Annotated in this window: 25 protein-coding genes and 1 pseudogene; 8 read left to right on the top strand and 18 right to left on the bottom strand. The window is 53.4% G+C overall.

Features of this window, described 5'->3' with window-relative positions; all coding sequences use genetic code 11:
• Nucleotides 1–271: 271 nt before the first annotated feature.
• Together JMJ16_RS56600 and JMJ16_RS00955 are read right to left on the bottom strand one after the other, a co-directional pair.
• Nucleotides 272–1231: pseudogene (locus JMJ16_RS56600) on the bottom strand (recombinase family protein); the annotation flags it as partial.
• 38 nt (nucleotides 1232–1269) lie between these two features.
• Nucleotides 1270–1482, bottom strand: a complete 213-nt coding sequence (locus tag JMJ16_RS00955; RefSeq protein ID WP_201377708.1) for a hypothetical protein — start codon at nucleotides 1480–1482, stop codon at nucleotides 1270–1272.
• Nucleotides 1483–1528: 46 nt separating this feature from the next.
• Here JMJ16_RS00955 and JMJ16_RS00950 point away from each other — a divergent pair, with 46 nt between their 5' ends.
• Nucleotides 1529–2029, top strand: a complete 501-nt coding sequence (locus JMJ16_RS00950) for a hypothetical protein (protein WP_201377707.1) — start codon at nucleotides 1529–1531, stop codon at nucleotides 2027–2029.
• A 70-nt stretch (nucleotides 2030–2099) separates the two neighbouring features.
• Here JMJ16_RS00950 and JMJ16_RS00945 read toward each other — a convergent pair whose 3' ends face one another.
• The 8 genes from JMJ16_RS00945 to JMJ16_RS00910 all read right to left on the bottom strand — a co-directional run bounded on the left by JMJ16_RS00945 (nucleotide 2100) and on the right by JMJ16_RS00910 (nucleotide 8707).
• A complete protein-coding gene (locus JMJ16_RS00945) occupies nucleotides 2100–2294 on the bottom strand; it encodes a carbon storage regulator (RefSeq protein ID WP_201377705.1) in 195 nt (64 codons plus the stop codon).
• On the bottom strand, nucleotides 2288–3874 hold the full coding sequence (locus tag JMJ16_RS00940; RefSeq protein WP_236601100.1) for a hypothetical protein: 1587 nt from the start codon (nucleotides 3872–3874) through the stop codon (nucleotides 2288–2290). Before JMJ16_RS00940 ends, JMJ16_RS00945 begins: the two co-directional genes overlap by 7 nt.
• Nucleotides 3875–4063: 189 nt before the next feature.
• Nucleotides 4064–4981, bottom strand: a complete 918-nt coding sequence (locus JMJ16_RS00935) for a hypothetical protein (protein ID WP_201377703.1) — start codon at nucleotides 4979–4981, stop codon at nucleotides 4064–4066.
• Nucleotides 4982–5154: 173 nt separating this feature from the next.
• Entirely contained in the window at nucleotides 5155–5499 is a 345-nt protein-coding gene (locus JMJ16_RS00930) for a hypothetical protein (RefSeq protein ID WP_201377702.1), read from the bottom strand.
• Nucleotides 5500–5607: 108 nt separating this feature from the next.
• Nucleotides 5608–6540, bottom strand: coding sequence for a hypothetical protein (locus tag JMJ16_RS00925; protein ID WP_201377700.1), 933 nt, complete (start codon nucleotides 6538–6540; stop codon nucleotides 5608–5610).
• A 748-nt stretch (nucleotides 6541–7288) separates the two neighbouring features.
• On the bottom strand, nucleotides 7289–7480 hold the full coding sequence (locus JMJ16_RS00920; protein WP_201377698.1) for a hypothetical protein: 192 nt from the start codon (nucleotides 7478–7480) through the stop codon (nucleotides 7289–7291).
• Between the two features lie 64 nt (nucleotides 7481–7544).
• Nucleotides 7545–8366 carry an IS3 family transposase gene (locus JMJ16_RS00915; protein WP_201377696.1) on the bottom strand — a complete coding sequence of 274 codons (822 nt, stop codon included), beginning with the start codon at nucleotides 8364–8366 and terminating at the stop codon, nucleotides 7545–7547.
• A gap of 32 nt (nucleotides 8367–8398) precedes the next feature.
• A complete protein-coding gene (locus JMJ16_RS00910) occupies nucleotides 8399–8707 on the bottom strand; it encodes a transposase (RefSeq protein ID WP_201377694.1) in 309 nt (102 codons plus the stop codon).
• 1410 nt (nucleotides 8708–10117) lie between these two features.
• On the opposite strand from JMJ16_RS00910, the gene JMJ16_RS00905 reads away from it, so the two are divergent.
• The gene (locus JMJ16_RS00905; RefSeq protein ID WP_201377692.1) at nucleotides 10118–11767 is read left to right on the top strand and encodes an IS1182 family transposase; all 1650 of its coding nucleotides are present in this window, start codon (nucleotides 10118–10120) and stop codon (nucleotides 11765–11767) included.
• Nucleotides 11768–11912: 145 nt separating this feature from the next.
• On the opposite strand, the gene JMJ16_RS00900 is transcribed toward JMJ16_RS00905, so the two are convergent.
• From JMJ16_RS00900 to JMJ16_RS00890, 3 genes are all read right to left on the bottom strand, one after another.
• Entirely contained in the window at nucleotides 11913–12191 is a 279-nt protein-coding gene (locus JMJ16_RS00900; RefSeq protein ID WP_040445688.1) for a hypothetical protein, read from the bottom strand.
• Between the two features lie 497 nt (nucleotides 12192–12688).
• A complete protein-coding gene (locus JMJ16_RS00895; protein WP_236601099.1) occupies nucleotides 12689–13093 on the bottom strand; it encodes a response regulator in 405 nt (134 codons plus the stop codon).
• Nucleotides 13094–13102: 9 nt separating this feature from the next.
• Nucleotides 13103–14692, bottom strand: coding sequence for an ATPase domain-containing protein (locus JMJ16_RS00890; protein ID WP_201377690.1), 1590 nt, complete (start codon nucleotides 14690–14692; stop codon nucleotides 13103–13105).
• A 371-nt stretch (nucleotides 14693–15063) separates the two neighbouring features.
• Here JMJ16_RS00890 and JMJ16_RS00885 point away from each other — a divergent pair, with 371 nt between their 5' ends.
• Entirely contained in the window at nucleotides 15064–15258 is a 195-nt protein-coding gene (locus tag JMJ16_RS00885) for a hypothetical protein (protein WP_201377688.1), read from the top strand.
• Entirely contained in the window at nucleotides 15259–15564 is a 306-nt protein-coding gene (locus JMJ16_RS00880; protein ID WP_201377686.1) for a hypothetical protein, read from the top strand. It begins immediately after the preceding gene.
• 354 nt (nucleotides 15565–15918) lie between these two features.
• Here JMJ16_RS00880 and JMJ16_RS00875 read toward each other — a convergent pair whose 3' ends face one another.
• Entirely contained in the window at nucleotides 15919–16395 is a 477-nt protein-coding gene (locus tag JMJ16_RS00875; protein WP_201377685.1) for a nitroreductase family deazaflavin-dependent oxidoreductase, read from the bottom strand.
• Nucleotides 16396–16604: 209 nt separating this feature from the next.
• Here JMJ16_RS00875 and JMJ16_RS00870 point away from each other — a divergent pair, with 209 nt between their 5' ends.
• Nucleotides 16605–17219, top strand: coding sequence for a hypothetical protein (locus tag JMJ16_RS00870; RefSeq protein ID WP_201377684.1), 615 nt, complete (start codon nucleotides 16605–16607; stop codon nucleotides 17217–17219).
• Between the two features lie 289 nt (nucleotides 17220–17508).
• Here JMJ16_RS00870 and JMJ16_RS00865 read toward each other — a convergent pair whose 3' ends face one another.
• The gene (locus JMJ16_RS00865; protein ID WP_201377683.1) at nucleotides 17509–18015 is read right to left on the bottom strand and encodes a DinB family protein; all 507 of its coding nucleotides are present in this window, start codon (nucleotides 18013–18015) and stop codon (nucleotides 17509–17511) included.
• A gap of 564 nt (nucleotides 18016–18579) precedes the next feature.
• Nucleotides 18580–19764: an IS256 family transposase gene (locus JMJ16_RS00860; protein WP_201377682.1), complete on the bottom strand. Its 1185-nt coding sequence runs from the start codon at nucleotides 19762–19764 to the stop codon at nucleotides 18580–18582.
• Between the two features lie 79 nt (nucleotides 19765–19843).
• Here JMJ16_RS00860 and JMJ16_RS00855 point away from each other — a divergent pair, with 79 nt between their 5' ends.
• Entirely contained in the window at nucleotides 19844–21055 is a 1212-nt protein-coding gene (locus JMJ16_RS00855) for an IS256 family transposase (protein ID WP_201377681.1), read from the top strand.
• Nucleotides 21056–21523: 468 nt separating this feature from the next.
• On the opposite strand, the gene JMJ16_RS00850 is transcribed toward JMJ16_RS00855, so the two are convergent.
• Both JMJ16_RS00850 and JMJ16_RS00845 read right to left on the bottom strand, forming a co-directional pair.
• Entirely contained in the window at nucleotides 21524–22273 is a 750-nt protein-coding gene (locus tag JMJ16_RS00850) for a metallopeptidase family protein (RefSeq protein ID WP_201377680.1), read from the bottom strand.
• A 66-nt stretch (nucleotides 22274–22339) separates the two neighbouring features.
• Nucleotides 22340–22573, bottom strand: coding sequence for a maleylpyruvate isomerase N-terminal domain-containing protein (locus JMJ16_RS00845; RefSeq protein ID WP_201377678.1), 234 nt, complete (start codon nucleotides 22571–22573; stop codon nucleotides 22340–22342).
• Between the two features lie 126 nt (nucleotides 22574–22699).
• Here JMJ16_RS00845 and JMJ16_RS00840 point away from each other — a divergent pair, with 126 nt between their 5' ends.
• Entirely contained in the window at nucleotides 22700–23206 is a 507-nt protein-coding gene (locus tag JMJ16_RS00840; RefSeq protein ID WP_201377676.1) for a nitroreductase family protein, read from the top strand.
• A gap of 328 nt (nucleotides 23207–23534) precedes the next feature.
• Nucleotides 23535–24329 (top strand): class I SAM-dependent methyltransferase, encoded by a 795-nt coding sequence (locus JMJ16_RS00835; RefSeq protein WP_201377674.1) that lies wholly within the window; start codon nucleotides 23535–23537, stop codon nucleotides 24327–24329.
• The last annotated feature ends 132 nt before the right edge of the window (nucleotides 24330–24461 follow it).

Genomic DNA, 24461 nt, shown 5'->3' with positions numbered 1-24461 from the left:
GCTCCAGTTCCTGGTGGCGTCGCTTGTACTCATCCAAGGAGAGGACATTGGCCAGATAGGCGTCAGTCAGCCGCTCCTTCTGGTGTTCCAGACTCACCCGTGCTTTGCGCAGATTCTCCCGCCGCGCATGCAGTTCTTGAGGAAGCCATTGTCCACCCTGTGCCCGCTGGAGAGCCGCCGCAATCAGTTCTGGGTGCATGAGCAGTTCGCAGACGTCGTGCCACACCAGCTCCTCGAGTTGCTCTGCCGGAATGTAGCGGGAGGGGCATTTCTCATCACGGCAAGAGAGGACGGCATGGCTCTTGCCCCGGCACGTGTAGTAGGCATAGCCATGTCTGGCATCAGAACGCCCGGTGCAAGCCAGATGACACGTCCCGCAACTCACGAGGGCACGCAACAGATACGGATGGGTTGTGTTGTTGCGGCTGGCAAACTGCTGGTTGTGGGCTAATTTGGCTTGCACCAAATCAAATTGCTCTTGACTCACGATGGCAGGGATCTGGGCAACCGCCACCCACTCCTGGGGGTTGGCGAGGGGGTGACCCCCAAAGCCGTGGCCGATGGGAACCAAAGCCGATTGCCGATGCTGCGCTGCCCTGCTCTGATAGCGTCCGATGTAGACGGTGCCAGTGTAGGACGGGTTGGCCAGAATCCCACGTACCGTTGCCTGGTTCCAGCGCCAACCTCCACTGGGAGTAGGAACCTGCTGCTGGATGAGGTGTTTGGTCAGTCCGATCAGGCTTTGCTCCTCTTGCTGATAGGTGACGAACAGCTCTGTGACAACGGCCGCTTCGGGCGGTTCTATCCGCACCCCTGCTGGATCGCGCGGACGGCTGGGATCGAGCCGATAACCGTAGGGTGGATGAGTCCAGGGCAGCAGACAGCCTGCTTGGTACTTCTGTTGGCGCCCTCGCCGCATCCGTTCGGCGATCAAACTTCGTTCGTATTCCGCCACCGCTCCACGGATCTGCAAGAGGAGTTGATCATGGGGGTCCTGACTCATGGGCCGATCGACAAAGGTGACCTGGCACCCTCCTCGTTCCAACTCTTCAATCAAAAGGACTTGATGGACGTAGTTGCGGGCTAACCGATCCGGAGCTGTAATGACCACCTGATCGAACTGGGCAAGCCGCACTTGATCTCGCAACCGATCCAGTCCTGGTCGCCGCAGACTGGCCCCACTGTAGCCATCATCGCGAAAAAATGTGATCGTCGCACCAGGGCCAACCATCCGTTTGGCTATGACGACGAAGTTGTTCTAATTGTTGTTCAATGGTCTGTGCTTGTGCCTGCCGTTGCGTAGACACGCGGACATACATCGCCACTTTCATCACCGTGCTCCTGCTGAGGCGCTTCCTGCAAACGGTCCTGCGAAGCCGCGAGACTCCATCGGACCAGATTCTGATATGCTTGATCCCACCTCCGCTGTGCGTCGGCTGTTGGGATGGTCTGACGCCGGATGCTCCACTGACGTGCCTTCATACCTACCCTCCTGAGATTCACTTTCCCCATCGTGTCTCTCAGTAGGATGATAGATCGTTTGTGGCGGGGCTGGAAGACGGAGCCTTCTCGGCAGTCTCCACCAGTTGAGCTGCAAGCGGCCAGCTCGGCTCATACAGAATTTGTCGTTTGTGATTGTACCATTGAGGAGTATCACCAATGCCTCAAAAGCGGGTGTCGCATCGAGGAACGACAATTGCAAACGGTTGACGCTCTGATGCGCTTGTTGGGGGTGTTGTCTCCACTTGCCGTGCGCTTGTTGCAGGTGCGTGCCTACGCTCGTGAAGCGCCACAACGCCCAGCTTCTGAGGTGATTGAGCCTCTAATGCTTGCGGTGTTGGCCCAGCGCTCTGGTCACTCGCCTGCCACCATGACACTGGGCACCTTCTGGACGGAAGTGGCACGGCTCGGTGGTTATCTGGCGCGTCGTCGTGATGGTCCTCCTGGATGGCGAACCATCTGGAAAGGCTGGCTCTCCTTGCAAACGCTTCTTGAGGGCGCGCATCTCGCTCTTCACCTCCATTTGTAGATGTGGGTAAGAATCAGGTCTCAAAGGCAGGGGACTCCTGCGGCGGTTTGTTGAAAAGAATGCACATGCTTTATTCTGGTTGCGTGGCTGGAGGCTTGGGTGGGGGTGGTGATTGCCGCCGTAGCAATTCTTCGCGCACAATATCGACCTCGGGAGGAGCGGTGATCCCAAGTTTGACCTTTCCCTCTCCTACTTCAAGTACTTCGAGCACGATATTCCCGGAGAGGATGATGCGCTCCCCTTCCTTGCGGCGTATAACTAGCATGTTGGTTCCCTTCTTTCGCCTCTGTGCTCGCTCACTGGTGATGATGGTCTCGATTGAGGGGACTCTGGTGTTTCCTGTTCTGAAGGAATAATGCCCTCTTCGTAGGTGCTGGCGACGGCTTTTTTGATGACCTGTCGTTTGCGCAGTGTGGGACGAAGGAGCGGAACCCACTTGGGTTCTGAATGCGTGACCGTGACTTCTCCCTCCCGGCGGGTGCCATCTTTGCGCGTCGGGTAGCTGCGGGTAAAGGTATCGATGATCCGTTGCTCGTAGAGCAGGTCCCCAGGGTGGGCCTGTGCCAGCCAGTTCTGGCGTTTGGTGGCGTTTTCCCGTTCCTGAGGGTCGACCATCGTTGGGCGAGACGTGTGCGCCGACACGTCATAGGTGACCTTGATGTAGGTACGCGAGTGCGTCACCCACTTGTCCTTGGGCTTTCCTTTGCCGCGCTTACGAGGCACCCGTTCTTTCGTCTGATAGGATGCGATATGCGTCGGAAAGTCTGGGGCTTGCGGCGCGCGTGCATAGCGCTTGTGCAGCATGCCGGTGGTGATGGCGAGCCACCGGGTCCACGCAAACACCTGGCTCATAAATTGGTCTTCTGGCAGCACCCAACACGCGAGCTGCGTATCGTAGGAGAGGCGCAAGAGCACACTCGCATTCTCGCCAATGACATCAATGTTCCAGCGTGCCACCTCCTGCCCAAGGATCTGATGTGCCTGAAGCCATGCGACCAGATCCTCGCGCGGGTCAAGCAGCCTGTTCAGCTCTTGTTCTGGATAGCGTGGATAGAGAAACACGGCTCGCACGCGGCCCAGGGGATCGGGTTGCGGCTCATCGAACTCGATCCAGTACCGTTGCTCCGTCTTGAAAAGGTCGGTGACCAGTGTGTTGTAGTAGGCCAGTTGATCCTCCGGTGTCGTCCAGCCCTTGCGCGCCCAGAACGCTTCAAGAGATTGGACCAGATCCTGATACATCTGCCTGGCTGAAGCGGTCCAGAGCCAGAGTTGTGCATGATCGAGCATCTGACAAAAGAGGCTGGCTTGAAAGGGGTCTGTTTGTGGTAAGGGAAAGCCTGAGGTCAGACGCTCCCCGGCGAACGTCATTTTGAAGACCTCGATGAAGGGTTTGCCTTCGGCAAGCAGTGCCTTGATGGTGGCGATCCAGTCCTCTCGGTACTGGTTTCGCTTCTCTTGAGACAGGGAGGCATGCTCAACAGCCAGAGGACGATACTGATTCTGGGCGACATGGAGTCGGCCAGCCGCTGCGTCCTGGAGAATCATGTGTTCCTTGCCTAAACGCGCTCGGACGAGGGCATCAAGGAATGGCTCCTCAAGCGTCTGGAACGGGAGATAGGGCGCGAAGGCAGCTTCCAGCCTCGCTTGATCAGGTTTTGAAGGTGGTGCTTCGTTCAAGCAAAAGAGCACGACATGGTAATGACCACCAGCGATATAGCTGTTGCAGGTGAGGTTGGCCTCCGTGGTTTCGATCAGTTGTTGCAGTGCGCGAAAGAGCGTCTTTTGTTCGCGAGGGCCACCGACTTCGACATCGCGGTACCAGCAGGGAAGAAGAAATTCCGTCATAGGGATTCCTTTCCAAAAACAGGTAGGCCTCAGGAGGGCATGCTCATGATGCTCTGTCTCACGACAGAGAGCATGTGAGCGCGTTCCTGAGGCCTGTGAAGGACGAATAGGAAGAAAGTGAAAGGGAAGTGGACCGGAAAGGAGGAGAACGGGCTGTGGGCAGAGGTAAGCAGCCGTGATGTGACTCGATCATGGGCGCGGCTCATCCCATTGAGCAGCCTCAAAGATCCAGGGGAGCAAGCGTTGCCAGAGGGAATAGAGGTTAGTATTGGAGGTGGGTTTGTCCTCAGGCAAGAGAGCAGCATGCAGAAGCGTGAGAGGGTGACGCGTGTAGAGTACCTTGCTGAGCAGGTCGGGGACTCGCCAGAGAAAGCCTTGCCAGCGCATCCCTGGACGAGGTTCGACCAGGTGCTCCAGGCGTGCCAGATGAGAGGCACTCAGTGGCTCGCATTCCTGGTGCCTGGGAGGCGGAAGAACGCGTTGGACCCAGCGTAATTGCCAGGCGACGGCATCGAGTTCTCCGGGGAGATCGGTTTGCATGGTGAGCATGGCGGTTCCCATCTGTGCCAGCGTCCACAACAGCTCGTCTGGGTGTTGCTCGGCCATGGCGAACAAAAAGGCCTGAGGAGAGGAGCCCTGTGGCTGAAAAGTGCCTGGGAGACTGACTGTTGGGAGGAGCGCACCCAGATCAGTGGAGGGAGGTTCAGTGGAGGAGAAGGTTGCATAAGACAGGGTATGCCAGAGGATCTGTGTGCCGAGACGACCAGGATAGGTATCAATGACGCAGACCGCTCCCAGGCATTGCGGGCAGAGACGCATGGGCAGTTCATGAAACGAGCCATCCTGGCGCATGGGCGCATGGAGCTGGTGTCCAATTTTGGCTGCCTGTTCTGGGGAAAGCTGAAGCACGAAGAGGCGATGGTCAGCCTGCCACCAGGGAGTGGCGCAGCGAGGACACCACCAGAGGACCTGGCGCCCGCCGTAGATGGTCTCTGGAAAGAGCTGGGAGAACTCTCTTGAGAGAAGCACCTGTTGCTGGACACGACCATCGTCATAGTGGGGTGGAACAGCATTGAAAACCTCATCGAGGGATGTTACACTAAACACGCTTAGTAGATTCCTTTCTTTTCCGCGTGAGAAGAGAGGACTGAAGGAACACCCAACGTAGTTGCAATACGTTGGGTGTTTTTTGTCTATAATCATCGTTCTCTTTCTCACGCGATCACATCGACACAAGGCCGATGCCTAATCTTGTCCAATATATGGTGGTTTTGAACACGCTACCTGAACGAATGGGTTGCCCTATTCCCGAAACTATGAGGTATGCGTGACGACGCCTGTGGAAGCGCTCCAGTGACCAGCAGCAGGCTTCGCCATTCAAGTGGCGTCAGCTGTTTTTGCAGGGCGACAGGATGCCCAGGGGGAACCTGGAGACTTGCCAGAGGACCCTGTTGCGTCCACCAGACGCGGTGAATGGGGAAGGGACTGATGCGAGGAAGAACGAGCGGGCCATGCACCTGAAGAACGTGATTGAGGTGCCTGGTGGCAACAGCGCAATCGAGCGAATATCCGGTGTGTGGGATATGACCCGGAAATGACCAGGATGTGCCAACATGGTGTGTCATAAGCAGACCTTCCTTTTTTCTTTACAGTGAGGAACAACAAAAAACGCAGTCCGTTCTTCTCGTAAAAGGAGAAGGTGATAGGACTGCGTTTTGCAACGACGAGATGGGTTAGAGGAAGTACGAAAGGACCAGGGATTGGAGTGCAGGAAGTTGGTCAGGATCAGCGATATCCACAGACAATTGCGCGTGCAGCATGTGCCAGCGCTCTTGTTGGGCGGCAAGCACCGTTGCCTTGTACTGACCCTCCATTTGCTGGACGGAGAGGCGAAATTGTTCGACTTTGGTGGTAAGAAACAGCTTGCATTGCTGGGAGTAGAGCTCCAACTGCCGATTGTGCACCATGGACTGGTAGTTCATGTTCGTCTGGGTCAGACTCACAGGTCGACCAATACCGGTAACGACATACAACCCCCAACGAGCCTGCGCCTGATTGCGTCCAGCTTGATAGGCTTGAGGAACCTGAGCAATCTCATAGTCAAAACGATCTCGCTCGTAGGTCCAGCGTTGCTCAAATTGAAGGAACAACTCGTGTGCCGAGATGGATGCCAAGTGGTGCTGCTCAATCCTCTCTTCCAGATGGCGCAGAAGTTCATCAAGCAGAGGAAGACACAGCGCCAGACAGTTTGGAGAGAGCACGAACTGTTGCACACACTTCTGGAGGTAGGTGCGATAATTAGCCATTCCCCGTTGGATTTGCAAGAGCCGTTGTTCCCAGTGATGTTGCTCCTTCTTCACCCATTGGTGAAACAGACGCTGCTCGGCTTCGACATCCCAGCGAGACGTTGTACTCCTGGACCTGGAGACGCTTTGGGCAATCGCGAGATTGGCCTGAGCCGTCTCACAGGCGGCAACCGAACTCAACCACGAGGTAAAGCGGTGTTGAGAGGTGCTTACCACGTGGTGAAGGTTTTCCAGAATGCTCACAATGACTGACTCTTCGCGCGCCAGAAGGCAGAGTTGGTTCTGGGTTTCGATGAGGTCGCGAAGGACCTTGGTGATGCGGCAGTGAGTCCCGCAGGGACAGAGTGATCCTTGGCTCATGGTGGTGACTCCTTTCGAGATGGGCAAACAAGGCACAGAAAGGCACCATACCTCTTTCATCCCACCAGGGGAAAGAGGAGAAGAGTCACGGGTACTCTTGTATGGAAAAGACCTCCTTTCTGCACAAAACACGAAGGAAACCGGTGGATGAGAGACGCGGCACGCATGCGGGTGGAGAGACTCGACACCTCCATGCGGGGTGTCTGCAAACGCGAAGCAACGGAGAGACTCAGACGTTGCTTCGCATTCGTAGCGCCACCAGGGCCGAACGGCTCTCTCTTATTGACGAGAGAAGAGAGAACCACCAGACTCTGGCGCAGACGGCGCCACTTCCCTTCCCCTCGATAGTGAGGTAGAAAGGCTCCCCTGGACATTGCCAGGACCATCCATCCCCTATGGATGAATAGCACACTTCCACTCTCTTTGTACCCAAAAATGCTCCTCGGGTCAATGGTATATTTCCGGGGAGAAGGAGGTCAAAAGTGACGTTAGAGAAGAGGGTGCCGCTCTCTTCGTCCCGACCCTTTTCTTTTATGGGGCTTGATTGGCATGTAGAGCGGGTCGAAGAAGAGTTTATAGGAGTTGCGCGAAGGGGAACGAAGGCGATGTTCCTCAGCAATCGTCCAACTTCGCCCAAAATCGCGAAGTACTTCGCCCACTATTGGGTGGTTTTGCTCTTCCCTTTTTGACCGGCTTTTCAGTACACTAAGAGCAGGTCGTGTGGCTCTCGCGTTGTGCCTCCCTACCCCTACTCTTCTCCACGACCAACCAACACACGTGAGGGCCACATGGCTCCATCCTGACGAAAGGTAGACAGAACAACATGATCAGTAAAGGGTGTCTCCTGCTCTCCTCGCCTGCTCCTGAACGTATATGTCATGCCCCTCCAAATAGGATGCAAGGGCGTGAAGCGCAACCAATGACGCTGAGTATGCTGCATCTGGTTCCCCTTGTATTACAGGAGCAGGTGCAACAGTTGTGTAAAGTCCTTGAAATCCTAGACATTAAAACAGGGTAATAGAAGGAACAGCGGGTAAACCGTGCTCCTGAGCAAATTGATCGGGTGAACGATACTCCAGGCTCTCATGAGGCCGGACGGTATTGTAGAACTGGACCCACTCCTGGGCTGCCCGCAGAAACTCTCCCAAGGTCTGATAGCGGCGGCGTTCAGCCACGGCGAGCTTGAACAGGTCGACGAAGCGTTCCGCATAGCCGTTGTCAGTCGGGGTACCAGCCCGGCTCATCGAGATCTGGAAGCCTTTCTCCAACAAGAGCTGGCGTGTGGCTTCTGCTCCAAACTGCTTGCCCTGATCGCTGTGGAAAATGAGGTCAGGCACGTCAAAGGCCAGGGTTTGCAACGCAGCAGTTACTAACTCGGCACGCATGTGATACTCGAAGGCCAGGCCCAGAATATGCCGGGTCCGCTTCCAGAGCGTGAAGCAGCCTCGCACTTTGGTCCTATCCGCTAGTTTAACCTCAAAAATGTCGGAGAAGACGACTTCGGCCAGGCTCTCCGGGTCCAACTCGCGGACCAGATTGGGAGCAACCTGGCTCGCTTTGCCGGGATAGACGTACCTTTTCTGCTTGCGCCGAGCAGTAATCCCATATTTGTGCATGACGCGGCGGACGCGATCCTTGCTCATCTTGAGGAGAGTCGCGAGCTTGCGATGGCCCAGCGTATCATCGACCTCATGCCACTGTTCAATGGCGACCGCGACCTGCTTATCCTTTGTCGCCTGCTTGCTGGACCAATACAGCGTCGCTCGGCCGATGCCCAGAGCGCGGGCGATCTGGCTTTTGGGATACGGGCCGTTGGGTACACACAACTGGTAAGCCACTTCCACCAGTTGGCGCGGTCTTACTTTCCCCCCAGCAGCCGCGAAGCTTTTTTTAAGATCTCGTTCTGCACCGTCAGTTCGCCAATGATCTTTTTGAGGTCATCGGGCGACTCTCCTGGCTCGTAGCCTTGACTGATGGCTTTCTGCTTCGGGTTGCGTTTGTCCACAAACAGGTCCGGCGCTTTCTCCTGGAATTCCTGCCGCCAACGGATCAGTTGGGAGCGCGAGACGCCAAGCTTCTGGCAGACCGCCTCCAAGGTGGTGTCTCGTTGCAAGCTTTCCAGCACAGCTTTCACTTTGAACTCGGCAGTATAGGTCTTCTTTTCCATGAGGTCCATTCCTTTCATGGTTTCATCTTCCTCTGCCTAGGATACTACATACCGGACATGCTTTTTGGTCTCTATTGTATCGGTTGGAGCATGGTCATCATCCACACAATACATTTGTGATTATAAATGTATTGTTCTGATTTTAGTATTGTTCTGATTTTAAGAGTGATTATAGTGAAGTGAATGAGGGAGTATACCCTCACAAGGAGCCGTTCAAGTTGAAGGAGAGAAGGGCAAGGATCTGCTTTTTAGGGAAAACGGAATAGCACGTTCGTTCAAGAGAGGGGAAAAGCGATGTTGAAAACAGGTCGCATCGGCTTTGCGATCGTTCTGGCTGTAGTAATGAGCCTTTCCCTGCTTACTGCGGGAGCTTTTGCTCAAAGTGTTGCCCCTGGCCATACAAACCAGGCAACACAGGTTATTCTGCCAGCAACCATTCTGCAAGGAGTGAACCAAACCGTTCAGGTCTCCAGCACTTCTTCCCAACGCCCCCACCAATGGAATAGGAGAGTCAGCTGGGATATCGTGTGCGCTAGCGGTTATCGGCCGATCTATCGAGGTCGTACATGGGTATGTGTTAGGTGATGGATCTGTCTTGGGTATTGAAATTCTTAGATAACTCTCATTTCTTGATTGGCAGTTTTAGCCATAGAAGATGAAGCCGCTTGAAAACACGTTTTCTCAAGCGGCTTCAAATTTTTGGCGGGTTGCGCAAAGATATGCCCATTCGGCGGAAGTGTCTTTACTGACTTGCTCAAGTCTCTTGCCTTTTTCTCGCTAGAGGTCAGAAATATCTCTGCCTTTTGGTGGCAGGGGAGCAACGACAGCGTACTCAGGCTAGTTCATCACTGCTAAAATCCATCTCGTTGCGCAACCTGTGGGACATAGGGGCCACAAGAGTATAATGTAGGTTCTCCCCACTATACTTTGTGACTCCTTCTGGATAATCAGTTTTCGCTCTACAGTATCAAACAGCCTTGTCGGCCAATGAACCACTTTACTGTTTTGACCCATAATTTGTCCAACTTCTCTTTGACCCATATCTTGTCCGAGGTGGCTAAAACGTTTGGCAAATCACAGGATGCTTTGTGTAGATGGTTGAGAAGCTAGATGTGTATCTTCTTTTTTATTTCTATCAAAGAGGTATAGCTGCTTCCCACAACTATATCTCAATGGAACAGGGGCTACACCTGTGTTTACCACGAAAGGGCATGAGCCACCATACAATTGAGATGAAACCAATGACCACGTGTGTGAACGAACGCAACATTTTGCTCCCCCAGCTTTTTGAGGGTCCGAAATTACCAAACTTTGATCCTGCTGTTAAACCTAAATGGGGAGAGGATTGCGCTCATCAACGAAGATGGTTAGCAGAGAACCATGTGCCACCATCCGACAAGGAGAACGAAGATGACTCTGCATGCCAATACATCCTTTGCTATCCCTGAAGAAACTGTTCGTGTCGCCCATGCGGCCTATCCTCACGGCAATATCTATCTGCAGATGCGTGAGGTCTTAGGACCCATCTATCACGATCAAACCTTTGCTCATCTGTTTCCCCACAATGGCCGGGCGGTCGAAGCTCCATGGCGTTTGGCCATGATCACCGTCATGCAATATGCTGAAGAACTCTCCGACCGGCAAGCGGCTGACGCCGTTCGGGGCCGCATCGACTGGAAATACATGCTTGGACTCGAACTGGCTGACCCAGGCTTTGATGCTTCCGTCTTGTCCACCTTTCGCAAGCGACTCGTGCAAGGCAACGCCGAACACCTTTTGTTAGAGATCCTCCTCGAACGGTTGAAAGAGCACAAGTTGCTCAAAGCAGGCGGGCGCCAGCGAACCGATTCCACGCATGTCCTAGCAAAAATCCGCGCCATCAATCGAGTGGTGTGTGTCGGAGAAGCCATGCGTTTTGCGCTGAGCGGTCTGGCAGAGGTTGCCCCCCGCTGGCTCGTCTCCTGGTGTCCTGAGCACTGGATGTATCGATATGGGGCACGGTTTGAAGATGCGCATCTTCCCAAGACGCAAGCCGAGCGCCAGGTTCTTGCGGAGGCTATTGGACATGATGGTGAAGAACTGCTAAGCGAGATCTTTGCCCCAACCGCCCCCGCCTTCCTCCGTGACCTTCCAGAGATCGACACGCTTCGACGCATCTGGATACAGAATTATGTGGTCGTGGATGGAGAACTGCACTGGCGAACGACCGAAGGCATTCCCCCACCGACCCTCTTTCTCAGTTCCCCCTACGATCAAGACGCTCGGCTTGCCAGAAAAGGGGGCATGGCATGGGTCGGATACAAGATTCACGTGACGGAGACCTGTGATGAGGACACCCCTCATGTAATCACCCATGTCGCGAGCTTGCCTGCCCCTGCTCCTGAAGAAAGCATGCCCTTGCTCATTGAAGAGCAACTGCGCCAGCACGATCTGCTGCCAGCCGAACATCTCATGGATGCAGGCTACATCACGGCCGAGACGCTAGTAGAGGCGCAAGAGCAGTTTGGCGTCGAGATCGTCGGACCAACACGAGCAGGAGCCACCTGGGAAGCAGGGATTTCCAAGGGCTATCCAGCCAGCGCTTTCGCGATTAACTGGGAACAGCAACAGGCGACCTGTCCTCAAGGAAAAACGAGTCGGTCTTGGTCTCAAGGCCTCGACTGCTGTGGGCATCCGGTGATCACGATTGGCTTTTCCCGATCCGATTGTCGCCCATGCCCCGCGCGAGAGGAATGCATCACGTCGAAAGCGATCGCGCGCACTCTCCAAATTCGCACGCAGAAACACTATCTTGCCTTGCAGGCGGCACGTCGGCGACAAAGCACACCTGCCTTTTTGAAGCGATACAACGCACGAGCAGGGATTGAAGGGACGATTTCTCAGGGGGTACGAGCCTTTGGCTTGCGCCGCTCACGCTACATCGGCTTACAGAAAACACACCTGTTTCATCTGGGCATTGCGGCTGCTATCGATCTTGTTCGGGTTGCGGCCTGGTTGAATGGCGACGAACCAGAGCACACCCGCCAATCTGCTTTTCTTCGCCTCATGTCTCCTGTCTAATCCTGTTTAACAGCAGGATCAAAATTTGGTATTCTATTATTTGTAGAATTCTTGCCTCCAAAAAAAGCGCTTTCTTGATCTGTGTCTCTCCATTGCACTGGATATGGCCTCTGAAGAAGCCGTATCCAGTGCAATGTCGCGTGTGTTAAGAACACTTGCGTTGTTCTTGCTGGAGAAGTGCTCTCATTTCTTCTTCGGAAAGACAATCAGCTGGGCGTTCATTGGCTGGCCATGGCTCTTGTCGCGCATCACCAATGGTTGCTTCGGTGACCAGGCGCCGGGTAAACCCAAATGGGAAGCGGAATGTGGGATCATCAATGACCCATAGGTGATAGTGGTTGCTTGTGTCCACTTCCCGTGAGCGTGCGGGAAACAGCTCAACACCTTCACATTCAGGCCCGACGAGTTCATCCTTAATGCGCATTTTATCTCTATAGGTGTAAATATTGAAATTCCGTGAGGGAATTTCGACAATTATCTGAGGTAATCTTTCATCAAGAAAAAACGCTTCACAGGCCCTTCGGACTCTTTTTCCCACGTAGAGATTACCTCAGAGAGTTCCCAAAAGAGTACCTCATCGAATCCCAATATTTACACACTGCTCTATAAAAAGCAGGACAACAACACCTATCTCTGCAGGATTGATTCAACCATTCCGCTCGCTGACTACAGAAAGCGCAAATCCTACTATGGCCGCGACATGAAAGTACACGTCCCTAATGGGAACTATCAGCACTTCATACTCCCTCCCTCAGAGTCTGCCCAGGTTGACGTATACGACGGCTCTTACGCAGGTTCGCTGATTTTTGAGAACAGATGAGATACAAGGCAAAAGAACGGGCCTTCTGTTGCGTACGTCTTTGCTCATCTTGTTTTTCTGCTTGCTCTCTAGCAGAGAAGGTATCCATGTGAGGAGAGAAACTAGGAGGAAGCTGGTGAGGGAAGGAAGCGGTGAATGAGTTGCTCAAGCTGATCTATATGAAATGGTTTAGAGATGAGAGCGTCTACAAGCAAAGATAACTCAGGCCACATGTCGGCTGCCGTGAGTAGTACCATGTGCGGCGGCGCAATTCCCCTTGCGCTTGCTTCCTTACGTAACCCTTGCACCACACCAATCCCCCCCATAATGGGCATCATCACGTCCGTGAGCACAAGCGCCGGCCAGTGCTCACGGGCGAGGTCGAGCGCTTGTTGTCCATTAAAGGCGACCAGTGGCTGGTACCCAAGGCTCTCGACCACCACCGTCAGGATTTCGGTAATCGGGATGTCATCGTCAACGATCAAGACGATGGGTGGTTCGTATATTTCCTCATGCAAGTGTTGCATCCTGCTTTCTTAGTGTTGCTCTTGCTCTGAAGGGGAACTCCTCGGTGGGGGGGACTCCCTCCGTTGGATTGCTGCTTGCTGCTCTGCTAATTTGATCAAGATGTCCCGTTCCCTCTCATTGGGTGTCAGCGCACGCACCCCCTCGGGCGTCGTAATCAGAAAATCACGGAGCGTTTCATCGTGGGTGGAAAAGCGCATCTTCGGGACGGAGAGGATGCGATGGAGTTTCCCTTGATAGATGAGGTGCTGCATAGACACCACATTTTCTGCAAGCACCGTTAGTTCATTCACGGAGAAATCCGGTTGCGTGATGATACCTTGCGTTGGCTCTTTGATGGCAAGCAGCGTCACACCCCGTTCACGTAAGAGACTCAGGAATGCCGCGAGATAATCGGGAACACGTTCGGCTCCACTGCTCCTTTGGATGGCTCGCTCCCATTCCGCAATGCTATCAATGACCAGACGCCGTGCACCTATTTGCTCTAATGCCGCAAGCACCTCTGTGGCAACATAATCGGGGTCCAATTCAACCGGATCCCAGTGGTGGACGATCAATCCCCTCCTCGCAGACAAAGCGTGCTGTAATTGTTGGCTCCACGCAAAGCCCTCCGATTTTTGAACCAACTGATCTGCTGTCTCTCGAAAGCCGAGATACACTCCCGGTTCTCCCTCTGCTACGCCAGTAAGGAGAAATTGGAGCGCGAGAAGTGTCTTGCCCGTTCCGGGACTCCCAATCAGGACCGTCCCTGTTTGCCGGGTCAAGCCACCGCCAAGCAAGGTATCAAGTTCGGGCAATGCAAAGGTCGCTCGTTTCGCTGGCGTTGCTGAGAGCGTTTTCTTATTCCAGCCCACCTTGAACGGGTGCCTGAGGCGGGTTTCCAATCGAGGGAAAACGTGTACCCCTATCTCGTTGATCGCCAAACCGTGGAGGCCTGGTAATGCCGCTTTCCCTCGTACTTTGAGCACCTCAAGCGCCCGATGAGTGCGCACGCCGAGCAATGTATTGTAGAGCCCGATGAGCACATCCGCAGTGGTCATCTCTGGAAAGAGCGTTGTATCGCGGGGATCGGCCTCCGCTGTGACAAGTGAGGTTGTGCCCAACATACTCAATTGTGTTCCAAGATCGTAGAGGAGGCGGCGGGCGGCAACAAAATCGGTTTCCTGGCCACGTAACCCTTGAAAGCCATCAAGCACCACGACACTCGCCTTCATACGATGCACTTCTGTCACAATCGCCTTCCCCGTTATGGGACCTTCCGGTGGGAAAAATTGCTGCAAGCTGAACACTTGTACAGTGCGACCAACGAGGTTTGGCGCAAAGAAGCTATAGGAACGCAGATGATCTAAGAGCTTTGTCGTTGGTTCAGACAGTGCTGTCAAAAAGAGAACTTTCTCCCCACGCTGAGCTGCGGCGAACGCGATCTGACTGGCAAGCGTGGTTTTCCCACTCCCAGGTGGTCCAAGAATAACCGTTAATGCTCCTTTTGGAAGCCCTCCACTTAACACCAGATCCAAATGAGGGATCCCTGTCGGCTCAAGTGGTGATGGTGGAGGAACCATCGGGACCGATGTGGCATCGGAGGGGAACGAATCCATCATGCTCTCTTTCTCACTCGACAAATATAGATACTACAGTATGTCACATGGTTTCTCATTTGACGAGAGGACAGTTGCTTGCATCACGTCCATGCGATATGATTGACGTCCTTGAAGCGTGTCGCATGGGAGAAAAATGCATCAGGTGGTCTCTACCTCTTTTCTGATTAACTCATGTGCGCCATAGTCCACTCGGCCTCATTTTACCAACGTAGTGGCTCATACGCACTCTTTTTCATCCCAGACGGCGTAGCCCTACATGAGCGTCTCGTGGGAGTATCTCATCTGACGGAGAGCGCAGTGTGTTGTCAAATGTTGTACACTGTGAGGCAGAGGAATACTCTGCGTCAAAGGCAGAAGAAGGAGATGTTATTATGGCAGAACCTTTCGAGTATATTTCTCATGCTCGCCTCGTTTACAAAGATGGCTATCGCAATGCCTACCTTGGTGAGGTGCCAGAGCCAGTCATCTATGGCGTGCAGGGAGCGCTGCGCCAATATTATGGTGCCAAAGAGGGACCACCGATTGCCTCAACGCTCGATCATATTGTCGCCGCCGTCGCCGGCTGAATGTACGGCACACTTGCCGGCGCCCTGTCAGGGCGCAAGATTCGTTTTGATCGCTCAACCTATACCGCCAGCGTCGATGGGCGCATCGTCGGTATCGGCAAAACCATCCGCATCGAGTCTATCGCTCTTCACTACGATCTCACTATTCCCCCCGAAGACCGCGAAGCAACAGAACGTGCTCTCCGCGTCCATCCAGAGGGCTGCCCCGCGCACCAAAGCGTGAAAGGCGCGATCAAAGTCATCTGGGATGCTCAGGTACATATCGGGGATGAGGTGATTTTGCTTGCCAGTGAGGGAGCGGTGTAATTTAGGAATAGGCAACAGAGTGTGGTCTCTAGGTAAGTTGGCAACCACACTCTGTTGCCTATTCCTATTCCACCGAGTTGAAGCACCTTTAGGACGGTGTTTTAGTTGTCGCCGACTTCACCACCGGCTACGGCCACTGCTGCGGTGGTAAATGACCCGAAAAATGGCTCTGCCCGCGGGATGCGCAACGAGATAGACATCTCAGGTGAAGTATCTTCACAGGCCCGTCCAGCCTTCTCGCTTTTTCCTGAGAAGAAAATGCCACTGCCTTACAGAGAGACGAGCGTGATGAAGAATGCTTTCAAGCCTCTTCTGCTGAATATGCATCTCATTGCGCACTCTGTGGGCTATTCCCTAGAGAAGTCCCATTGCTTCTCGTTGCAGAGCGACCAGGGGAATCTGGCGGGTGGTCTTTGCTTGATGCTCGACGAGCAAGGGCCATTGTTTTGTTGCCCAGGCCCAGAGTCGCTCTCGTTCCTCGCCTGCGATAACGGTGGCAGTCGCGTCAAAGGTTTCAGAATCAAGCTCAACGGTCACTGTTGGATAAGCCACCAGATTGTGATACCAGGCAGGATGGTGTGCGGCGCCAAGGACTGAGGCGGCAACGATCAGGCGCTCACCATCGATCAGGTATGCCAGCGGCGCGGTGTGGCGTTTGCCACTCCGGGCCCCCGTTGTCGTGAGAAGAAGCAAGACTGCACCTTCATAGGTTCCACCAACTTTTCCTCTATTTGCGCGAAACTCCTCAATGACCTGGTTGTTCCAAGCGTTGGTCTGGCTGCTCCAATTCTTGACCTCACTGTTCCATCGCTCAAGGTTGAAATCGCTCATAGCTGTTCTTTCCTACTCTCTTTCAATGTACCAAGAAGCGTACTCGCCATATCGACATCTACAGTCTACCTTCAAAGGAGGTCAGAATCGGTCCCCATTTCGGAGAGAAAAAAGGAAAAACACCGCTGGATTATGGAGACGAGAGCAATGAAGGACGCTTTCAAGCCACTTCAACCAAATTTGCATTTCGTTGCGCATTCCGTGGGCTTTTGGAAAAGAATATCTCCAAAGAGCCTGTAAAGGCGAACGTATCTCTTCACCAAGATCCTCGGGGTCTGGAATTAAAGGTACATAAAGTCACTTCTTCAGTATCGGCATGCTCCCAGGTAGAAATGTTGGGTTTACAAAATCTAGGTTTTGGTGTAAAGGCAATCAATTACAAAATCGAGAGTATCCAGGCAGAGGCGATCCGCGCGGCACTGTGGATGTATTCACTGGAGGGGACGACGCCAGTACATATTAACCGCTTTTTGCGTGCAGCTCATCGGCTCATGAAGCCCATCTGGTTATATCGTAAAGTGAGTGCCCTTGATATTGCTGATGATGGCCTGGATAGTGAAACAGATCCTCTTGATACCCATATTTTTGCCTTGTATAGACCGATCCTGAGCGATCTGGCGCAGAGCGGGGATGTGGTCAAAAAGTTTGATAATTACTGGTTGCCGGCTCAGTTGCATACGAAAGCGTTTCCGGATAAGCGATGGCGACTTAGGGGAGGAGTGCCGCTCTATCGCTTGAGCGAGCAGGTACGCCACGAAATTGTGTTTGTGGGAACGGAGCGCTGGCTGAAGAGTGAGCCAGGTGCCTTAGGATTAGAAAGATAAACCCATGTTTGGAATTGTGTGTATCTATGGTTCTCTCTGATCTGGGAATTGTGAACACCAGGGGAAGGCAATGAGATGGCAATAGTGCAGGATTTGATGGCTGTACATTAATACTGGTGCAACTTCTTCCCGATGAAGGAGCATAATCGAGCCATTTGTTTGGTCAGAGTGCGACTAGAAGCAATTTCTGACGGAGTGCGCCATATTGTGCTTCCACAGGGTATCCGCCACAAATTGCTTCTGTTGTCGCCAAGAAAACCGAGCCTGGCCAACGTGCAAAAATCAGGTGTCACTCACCATATAAGTCGGTGTTCGAGAGGGCAGGAAGGCCGTGCATACCGAGGGAATAGGCAAGCTCGCCGCCGTGATGGAGGTCGTGTTGCAGGACATGCCAGAGAACCCAGCCACGGCTGAGGGTAGAGATCTTGCCGTTCCACTCGTCCTGGACAGTGGACCGCAAATCCGCGAGCGTATAGCGTTCCAGCACATCCTGGATAACCCGCCAGGTGTGTTCCAATCCGCTCACCAGTTCCTCCGCTGAACGTGGCAGACTCTCAGGCTTACCCCACGCCGCAAACGCGCGCAACTCCTCACCTCCCTCTTCCAACTGATAGTGAAACCACCCGGCCCGCACCGCAATGATATGACGCGCCAGCTCTTCGATGGACCGCAGATTCGGCGCGGCACGGAGCGCGAGCTGCTCCGGTGTGAGTCGAGCGAGGGCCCTGCTCAAGTGCTTCTGGTAGTTTTGCCAACCCTCGGTAAAGAAAGCCAGGGTCTCGCTTGTTTCGCTCATCGTGTTCACTCCTTGTAGATGCAATCTGGTACAATCTGTTCGAGACCTCGTGCTGGTTCAGGAAACAGAACGGGGCAAGAAAACGCCCGTCTTTTCTTCTTTCTGTGAAGAACACTCAGAATCGGAAGCCCGTGCACCGCTTTCCCGCTTAAGACCGCGTCACCGTTCGAGGACAAGAAGCAATGATCACGGACAAAGACTTTCGGGCAAATTATCCTTTTTTGACAACTTTCGGACAATGTATGGTTTCCCATTGTCTGATTTTTCGAAAAGTTCCAGGCTTCCAAATACGACAAAAATTGCTTCATCACGACACAATATGCTTTTTCCAAACGCCACAAATTGCGATGCCATAACGAATATTGTGTACTGGAAAAGAGTCAGTGAACCAATGACGCAATCGCCTCAGAGCGAGCAGGCGACATGGCCCCGAAAACCCCTCTTGGTTGGATGAACCCATGAGAAAGCGCCAATAGCAGCCTTGCGCACACACAAAAAGACCCTCTTCTCCCTGCTCGGCAGCAACAAGCAACCGAGTCGTGATTGGTTTGATATCCTTGCGCCCTAGCTCACCGTCACCTTGTGGAAACGAATATCTTGCATCACTGCCCAGACCAGGCGCACACAACTGGTTTCGGTGGTAAAGGCGTCAATCTGATCGGTTCTCTGGCGCACATTGCTAAAGAAGCCTTCAATGGCGTTGGTGCTCTGGATATGCCGGTGCATCCCAACGGGAAAGTCATAAAAGGTAAGTAAGTGCTCCTCGTCCTCACACAAACTGCGCACCGCTTGGGGATAGCGCTCAGCATATTTGGCTTTGAAGGCGACAAGATTGGCCAGAGCATCCTCCTTCTTCTCCGGCTTCCAGATCCCCACCAGATCGGCTTGCACCAGCTCGCGCTCTCGACGAGGAATGGCACTGAGAACGTTGCGTTGCTTATGGACCAGGCAGCGTTGACGTGGGGTCGCGGTAAAGAGCTCGCTAAGCGCTCCCAGCAGCCCTTCATGCCCATCGGTGGCAAAGAGGTCGATTTGAATCGCTCCACGGCTGCGCATGTCTTGTAAGATGCTTAGCCAGCCTTCGCGGCTTTCTTCAGCGCAGGCCTGTAAGGCAAGCACCTCCTTGTTGCCCTCCAGGTCGACCCCCAAAATGGTCAACAGGATACTTGAATCACACCCAGAGCCATGGCGGATGCCGAAGTGAATGCCATCGAGGTACACAATGCGATAGTGGGTTTGCAAAGGACGGATGCGCCAGCTCTCGAATTGTTCACTCAAGCTCTCATTCAAGCGGCTCACACTGCTGGCGCTGGGGGCGACCCCCAGGAGCGTATTGGCGACCTTGCCAATTTTGTGGGTGCTGCTTCCGCTGACAAACATTTCGGTTAAGGCTTCTGCCACCTGAGGCTCGTAGCGGCTGTAGCGCTCGAAGGCCTGCGTATGGAATTGGCCCTCTCGATCTCGCGGGACGTTGAGATCTTCAATGCGACCGCTTGTGGTCACCAGGTCGCGGGTGTAGGAGCCATTGCGATAGCCTCGACGCTGGCTCGTGCTTTCTCCCCACTCTGCACCTAAGAACAGGCTGAGTTCTTCTTGCATGATTTCTTCCATCACCACGCGGGTCGCTCCACGGATGAGCTCGCGTAGATGCTGATGAAAGCTTTCCTGGCTGGGGACATCTGCTGGGGAAATGCTCACCCTTGTCGTTGGTGACTCTGGTGTGTTATGGTGTTTCTTGTGCACAGGCATAGGCGAGGGTGTAAAATATTTTGTGTATGTGGTCACATGAAACGTAGTGGATGAAGTAGATGAAGAAGGAGAAAATCACATGACCATTCGACGCGAACTGATCGATGAACTGCTCAAAGAATGCACCGACCCCAAGGAACTTCTGGCCGAAGATGGCTTGCTCAAACAACTGACCAAAGCCCTCATTGAGCGTTGCTTGGAAACGGAGATGGAAGAGCACCTAGGCTATCCCAAGCATGCCAAACGCAGCGACCCCACACCCAACAGCCGCAATGGCAGCAGCCGCAAGACCCTCAAAGGATCACAAGGCGAGATCACGATTGCGGTTCCACGTGATCGTGAAGCCGGCTTTGAGCCTACCCTGATCCCCAAACACCAGACCCGATTGGATGGCTTTGAAGACAAGATTCTGGCCCTCTACGCCCGTGGTATGACGACTCGCGATATTCAAGCGCAGATCCAGGAGTTGTACGGAGTGGAGATCTCTCCCACCTTTGTCTCCAACATCACCGAGGCGGTGATGGATGAGGTCCGCCAGTGGCAGAACCGTCCACTGGAGCAGGTCTATCCCATTGTCTACGTCGATTGCCTGGTGGTGAAAGTGCGTGAGAACCAGCGCATCATCAACCGGGCGCTCTACCTGGCTTTGGGTATTGACATGGAGGGACAAAAAGAACTGCTAGGGATGTGGTTAGGTTACAATGAGGGGGCTAAATTTTGGTTGTCGGTCTTCACGGAGCTGCACAACCGAGGGCTCAAGGATATCTTCATTGCTTGTGTGGATGGACTCACCAGCTTGCCAGAGGCTATTGAAACGCTCTACCCACGCACACGTGTCCAGCTCTGTATGGTCCACCTGGTACGCAATTCGCTCAAATATGTCTCCTACAAACACCGCAAGGAGGTGGCAGCCGACCTGAAATTGATCTACTCCGCAGCAACGGAAAGCGAAGCTCAGGTCTACCTGGACCTCTTCGCGGAGAAATGGAATCGACAGTATCCCAGTATCAGCAAGATGTGGGCAGTGCACTGGAGCCATGTGATTCCGTTGTTTGCTTTTCCCGAAGACATCCGCAGGGTCATCTACACCACCAACGCTATTGAGTCAGTGAACATGTCGTTACGCAAAGTCACGCGCAACCATCGCATCTTTCCCTCAGATGAGGCCGTGTACAAGGTCGTGTACCTGGCCATGCACAATATTGCCAAGAAGTGGACCATGCCCATCCGCAATTGGATACCTGCGCTCAATTGTTTCGCCATTGAATTTGGGGAGCGTTTTCCCCAATAGGCGAAAACACATCCACAAAATACTTGACAGACTCGTGACCTTTCTCATTATCCTGGCTTTTTGCCTCTGAATAATGGATGTGTTGTCCTAGACTTTTGGAGCGCTTGCCAGCAGACGCTCTAAGAGCATTTGATCGGCTAGCTTTCAAGTCTATTTGGTGATCCTCGTCTAGCCAGGTGAAAAAGGATGTGATGCCCAAATACCAAACTCTGATAAACTTCAGATAAAATGCCACGATAAAACAAAAACTTTATTGTCTATTATCCCGACGATGGTATCCTTCAGATTGCCCCACAATTTTGGCGGGAACTTTGTCACTATGAGGTAATGGATAACACTTAAGCATGCTGATGAGCAGCTTCGCTATTACGTATCTCGCCAAGGAACGTGATGCTACCTACTCGCTGATTAGTTGGTATTCTTCCCAAGTTTAGCCGCTTCTCTATGTTTATTCCGCATTTCTCTCCCTTATTGGATCCAGATTGGCATTTCTTCGTGTTCTATGCCAAAGTGATGAGCCACTTCATGGAGGATCGTCTTTCTGACCTGCGCGAGAATACGCTCAAGATCGCCGTGACAATAGTCTTCAATAGCGCGTTGATAGATGGTGATACGCTCGGGCAAGAGCGAGTAGTGGCTCCCATAAGAGGCGAGCGGGACGCCCTGATACAATCCCAACAGAAGATGCCCATCACCAGTACCTACTCTTTCGAGGGTCTCGGCGTCTGGCTCATCTTCGATCAAGATTGCCAGATTGTCCATGTGCTTCTGAAACTCGTCGGGAATGGAATTGACAGCTTCCTGGACCAGCTGGTCAAAAACGTCAGGTTTCAACCTGGTTCTGCGGTTGCCTGACTTTTTTGTTTGCGCTTTCTCATACACGTTCCCTGATGGTCGATTCTTTGCTGTATGTGTAGCAGTAGAGCGAACCTTTGACAGATATCCCGTTCCGACGATGAGGAGGAGCACCAGACCACTGGTGATCAGGAGCGCGGAGGCGCTATCTATCGCACGAGACAGGGTAATATACAGGACAAAGAATGAGCAGAAGCCGAAGAAGAGGAAAACGAGCAGTTTCACTATTACGACCACCCACTTCCACGTATTCTTGTGGGTATGCGTTTGCTGATTCGCCTTATCCGACCAGGCTGTGTTCTTGCCAGGAGCATCGAGATCGTTAGCATCATCAGAAGAGTGAGCAGACTTCGTCGTTGGCATCGTTGGCCTCCTCTTATCTTGGAAACGTATTCCCTCTCAGTAAAGAGAGACGTAACTTCCCTTGCGCTATGAAATAGGCAGGCTTCTTCCCTCTGATAGGTAATGCCAGATGATGAGTGCGACACGCAAGAGAGACGCGCAGCACTTCTTTAAGAATCTGAGCAGAGCGCCCTTGTCGGTTGCCAGATGGACCAGGATATCTTTGAGCGACCAGTCTCCGCTCACACCCGACTCGGTCAACTGCGCTTCGCTGAGCGGGGCGAGGAATGCTTCAAAAGCCGTATAGCCACGCTCCATCATTTCGAGTAGTTCAGCTCACCAGTTACTCCTGTGCCGAACGGCATATTTGGGCGTCACTATGTGTTATTGAGCAGTAGTGAATAAATCCCATCATTGCCTTACTGGGGCGAGAAAGAGAGAAAACCGATGGACGTATTTGAGGCTGTTCGCACTGTGCTTGCCGTGCGACAATACCAGGAGAAGCCCGTTCCTGAGGACGCTGTTCGGCAAATTGTTGAAGCGGGACACTTGACTGCCAGTAGTATGAATGGGCAGCCCTGGCACTTTATTGTGATTGAGGATCGGGAGACATTGGGTCAGCTTGCTGCTTTCACACGTTCTGGCCCCTATATCGCTCAGGCACCTCTCGCGATTGTGGTAGGGATGGAGCAAAGCCCATTTGCCGTCTCCGATGCCAGCCGAGCAGTTCAATCTATGATCCTGACGGCGTGGGCGCGGGGCATTGGATCGAACTGGGTTGGCTTCAACAACCTCCAAGACGTGCGGCCTCTCCTGGGCATCCCCGAAAACATTGAGATCCTGGCGATTGTCCCCTTCGGCTATCCTGCGACCTCGCTTGGGAAAGGACTGAAGAAGCGCAAACCGCTGAGCGAGGTTGTTCACCGTGGCCGCTGGAACCAGCCTTTCGAATAGAGACACGTCATGTTGGTGACCAGTCTATGGTCGCAACAGGTAGGGGGGAAACTGATTCCACAGGGTAGCACATGGTGGTACTGTTTGTCTGGACACGTTCAGGCAAACATAAAGCAGAATGGCAAGAAAGCCTCAAGGGAGATAGTTGCTGTGTCTCTTTATCAAACCGCGCCGTAAAACCCCTGGCTTTAGCCATGGGGATAGAAGGCGCGTTCCTTTTTTCAGTGCGCACACGAAGCGCATTTGTCGCTCCCTGCGGCCTCATGAAAATGTACCCCTATCCAAGAAGAAAAGGGCACCATGGGTTCTGAAAGGAACAGGTATTTTTATGAAGAACGAAGAGTTCCTGCCTGACCAGGAGGATGTGCGCACCTTTTATGATGCGATGGCAGCAGACTATCACCTCATTTTTCATGACTGGGTGCGGGCGAGCACTCAACAAGGTCAGCTGTTAGATCAGCTCATTCGGACGCACCTGGATGCAAGCCACTCTCCGCTGACGGTGCTGGACTGTGCCTGTGGGATAGGCACCCAGGCCATCGGTCTGGCGAAACAACGAGGGTATCGCATCCATGCGTCCGATATCAGTCCACAAGCGCTAGCGCGGGCAGCGTCCGAAGCCAGGCAAGCAGGGGTGAGCGTGAACTTCGCGCTCGCCGATCTGCGCAGCCTGAGTCAGACGATTGCAGGGCAATTTGATGCGGTCATGGCCATGGATAACGCTCTTCCCCACCTACTGAGCGATGAAGATCTTCATCTGGCGGCACGGGAGGTGCGAGCGAAAACACGAGCAGGAGGACTCTTCCTGGCCAGTATTCGCGACTATGATCGGCTGCTTGAGGAACGTCCCCAACTCACCTCTCAGCACCTCATTCCCACGGCTGAGGGCATCCGCGTGGCTTTCCAGATCTGGGAGTGGCAGGCAGAGCAGTATCGCGTGACACAGTTTTTTGTTGAGCCACATAGGGGGCAGTGGCAGATGCGCTCGTATACGACCTTCTATCGAGCGCTCCGTCGGGAAACCTTGACGCAAGCCCTTTCTCACGCTGGATTTCGCGAGATCACCTGGCTCATGCCAGAGATCAGTGGGTTTTATCAGCCAGTGGTGCTTGCCACAGCCTAGCGCATTCCCGATTCAGTCTCTTGAGAATGTACTAGCTATCATACAATTCGAGATTTGAGCCTGTGACCACGTGTGTAAACGAACGCAACAATTTGCTTCCCAGCTTTTTGAGGATCTGATATTACCAAATTT

It is taken from the genome of Ktedonobacter sp. SOSP1-52 (assembly GCF_016587395.1).
This window is presented reverse-complemented; position numbering and strand designations above follow the sequence as displayed.

What these genes read in the sequence shown, in the direction of transcription:
- JMJ16_RS00850 (WP_201377680.1), bottom strand. Translation starts at nt 22,273, where the DNA reads ATGCCAACGACGAAGTCTGCTCACTCTTCTGATGATGCTAACGATCTC.
- JMJ16_RS00900 (WP_040445688.1), bottom strand. Translation starts at nt 12,191, where the DNA reads ATGCGCATTAAGGATGAACTCGTCGGGCCTGAATGTGAAGGTGTTGAG.
- JMJ16_RS00930 (WP_201377702.1), bottom strand. Translation starts at nt 5,499, where the DNA reads ATGACACACCATGTTGGCACATCCTGGTCATTTCCGGGTCATATCCCA.
- JMJ16_RS00885 (WP_201377688.1), top strand. Translation starts at nt 15,064, where the DNA reads ATGGCAGAACCTTTCGAGTATATTTCTCATGCTCGCCTCGTTTACAAA.
- JMJ16_RS00910 (WP_201377694.1), bottom strand. Translation starts at nt 8,707, where the DNA reads ATGGAAAAGAAGACCTATACTGCCGAGTTCAAAGTGAAAGCTGTGCTG.
- JMJ16_RS00905 (WP_201377692.1), top strand. Translation starts at nt 10,118, where the DNA reads ATGACTCTGCATGCCAATACATCCTTTGCTATCCCTGAAGAAACTGTT.
- JMJ16_RS00925 (WP_201377700.1), bottom strand. Translation starts at nt 6,540, where the DNA reads ATGAGCCAAGGATCACTCTGTCCCTGCGGGACTCACTGCCGCATCACC.
- JMJ16_RS00895 (WP_236601099.1), bottom strand. Translation starts at nt 13,093, where the DNA reads ATGCAACACTTGCATGAGGAAATATACGAACCACCCATCGTCTTGATC.
- JMJ16_RS00855 (WP_201377681.1), top strand. Translation starts at nt 19,844, where the DNA reads ATGACCATTCGACGCGAACTGATCGATGAACTGCTCAAAGAATGCACC.
- JMJ16_RS00860 (WP_201377682.1), bottom strand. Translation starts at nt 19,764, where the DNA reads ATGCCTGTGCACAAGAAACACCATAACACACCAGAGTCACCAACGACA.
- JMJ16_RS00880 (WP_201377686.1), top strand. Translation starts at nt 15,259, where the DNA reads ATGTACGGCACACTTGCCGGCGCCCTGTCAGGGCGCAAGATTCGTTTT.
- JMJ16_RS00950 (WP_201377707.1), top strand. Translation starts at nt 1,529, where the DNA reads ATGATAGATCGTTTGTGGCGGGGCTGGAAGACGGAGCCTTCTCGGCAG.
- JMJ16_RS00890 (WP_201377690.1), bottom strand. Translation starts at nt 14,692, where the DNA reads ATGATGGATTCGTTCCCCTCCGATGCCACATCGGTCCCGATGGTTCCT.
- JMJ16_RS00845 (WP_201377678.1), bottom strand. Translation starts at nt 22,573, where the DNA reads ATGATGGAGCGTGGCTATACGGCTTTTGAAGCATTCCTCGCCCCGCTC.
- JMJ16_RS00945 (WP_201377705.1), bottom strand. Translation starts at nt 2,294, where the DNA reads ATGCTAGTTATACGCCGCAAGGAAGGGGAGCGCATCATCCTCTCCGGG.
- JMJ16_RS00955 (WP_201377708.1), bottom strand. Translation starts at nt 1,482, where the DNA reads ATGAAGGCACGTCAGTGGAGCATCCGGCGTCAGACCATCCCAACAGCC.
- JMJ16_RS00865 (WP_201377683.1), bottom strand. Translation starts at nt 18,015, where the DNA reads ATGAGCGAAACAAGCGAGACCCTGGCTTTCTTTACCGAGGGTTGGCAA.
- JMJ16_RS00875 (WP_201377685.1), bottom strand. Translation starts at nt 16,395, where the DNA reads ATGAGCGATTTCAACCTTGAGCGATGGAACAGTGAGGTCAAGAATTGG.
- JMJ16_RS00835 (WP_201377674.1), top strand. Translation starts at nt 23,535, where the DNA reads ATGAAGAACGAAGAGTTCCTGCCTGACCAGGAGGATGTGCGCACCTTT.
- JMJ16_RS00920 (WP_201377698.1), bottom strand. Translation starts at nt 7,480, where the DNA reads ATGCAGCATACTCAGCGTCATTGGTTGCGCTTCACGCCCTTGCATCCT.
- JMJ16_RS00940 (WP_236601100.1), bottom strand. Translation starts at nt 3,874, where the DNA reads ATGACGGAATTTCTTCTTCCCTGCTGGTACCGCGATGTCGAAGTCGGT.
- JMJ16_RS00840 (WP_201377676.1), top strand. Translation starts at nt 22,700, where the DNA reads ATGGACGTATTTGAGGCTGTTCGCACTGTGCTTGCCGTGCGACAATAC.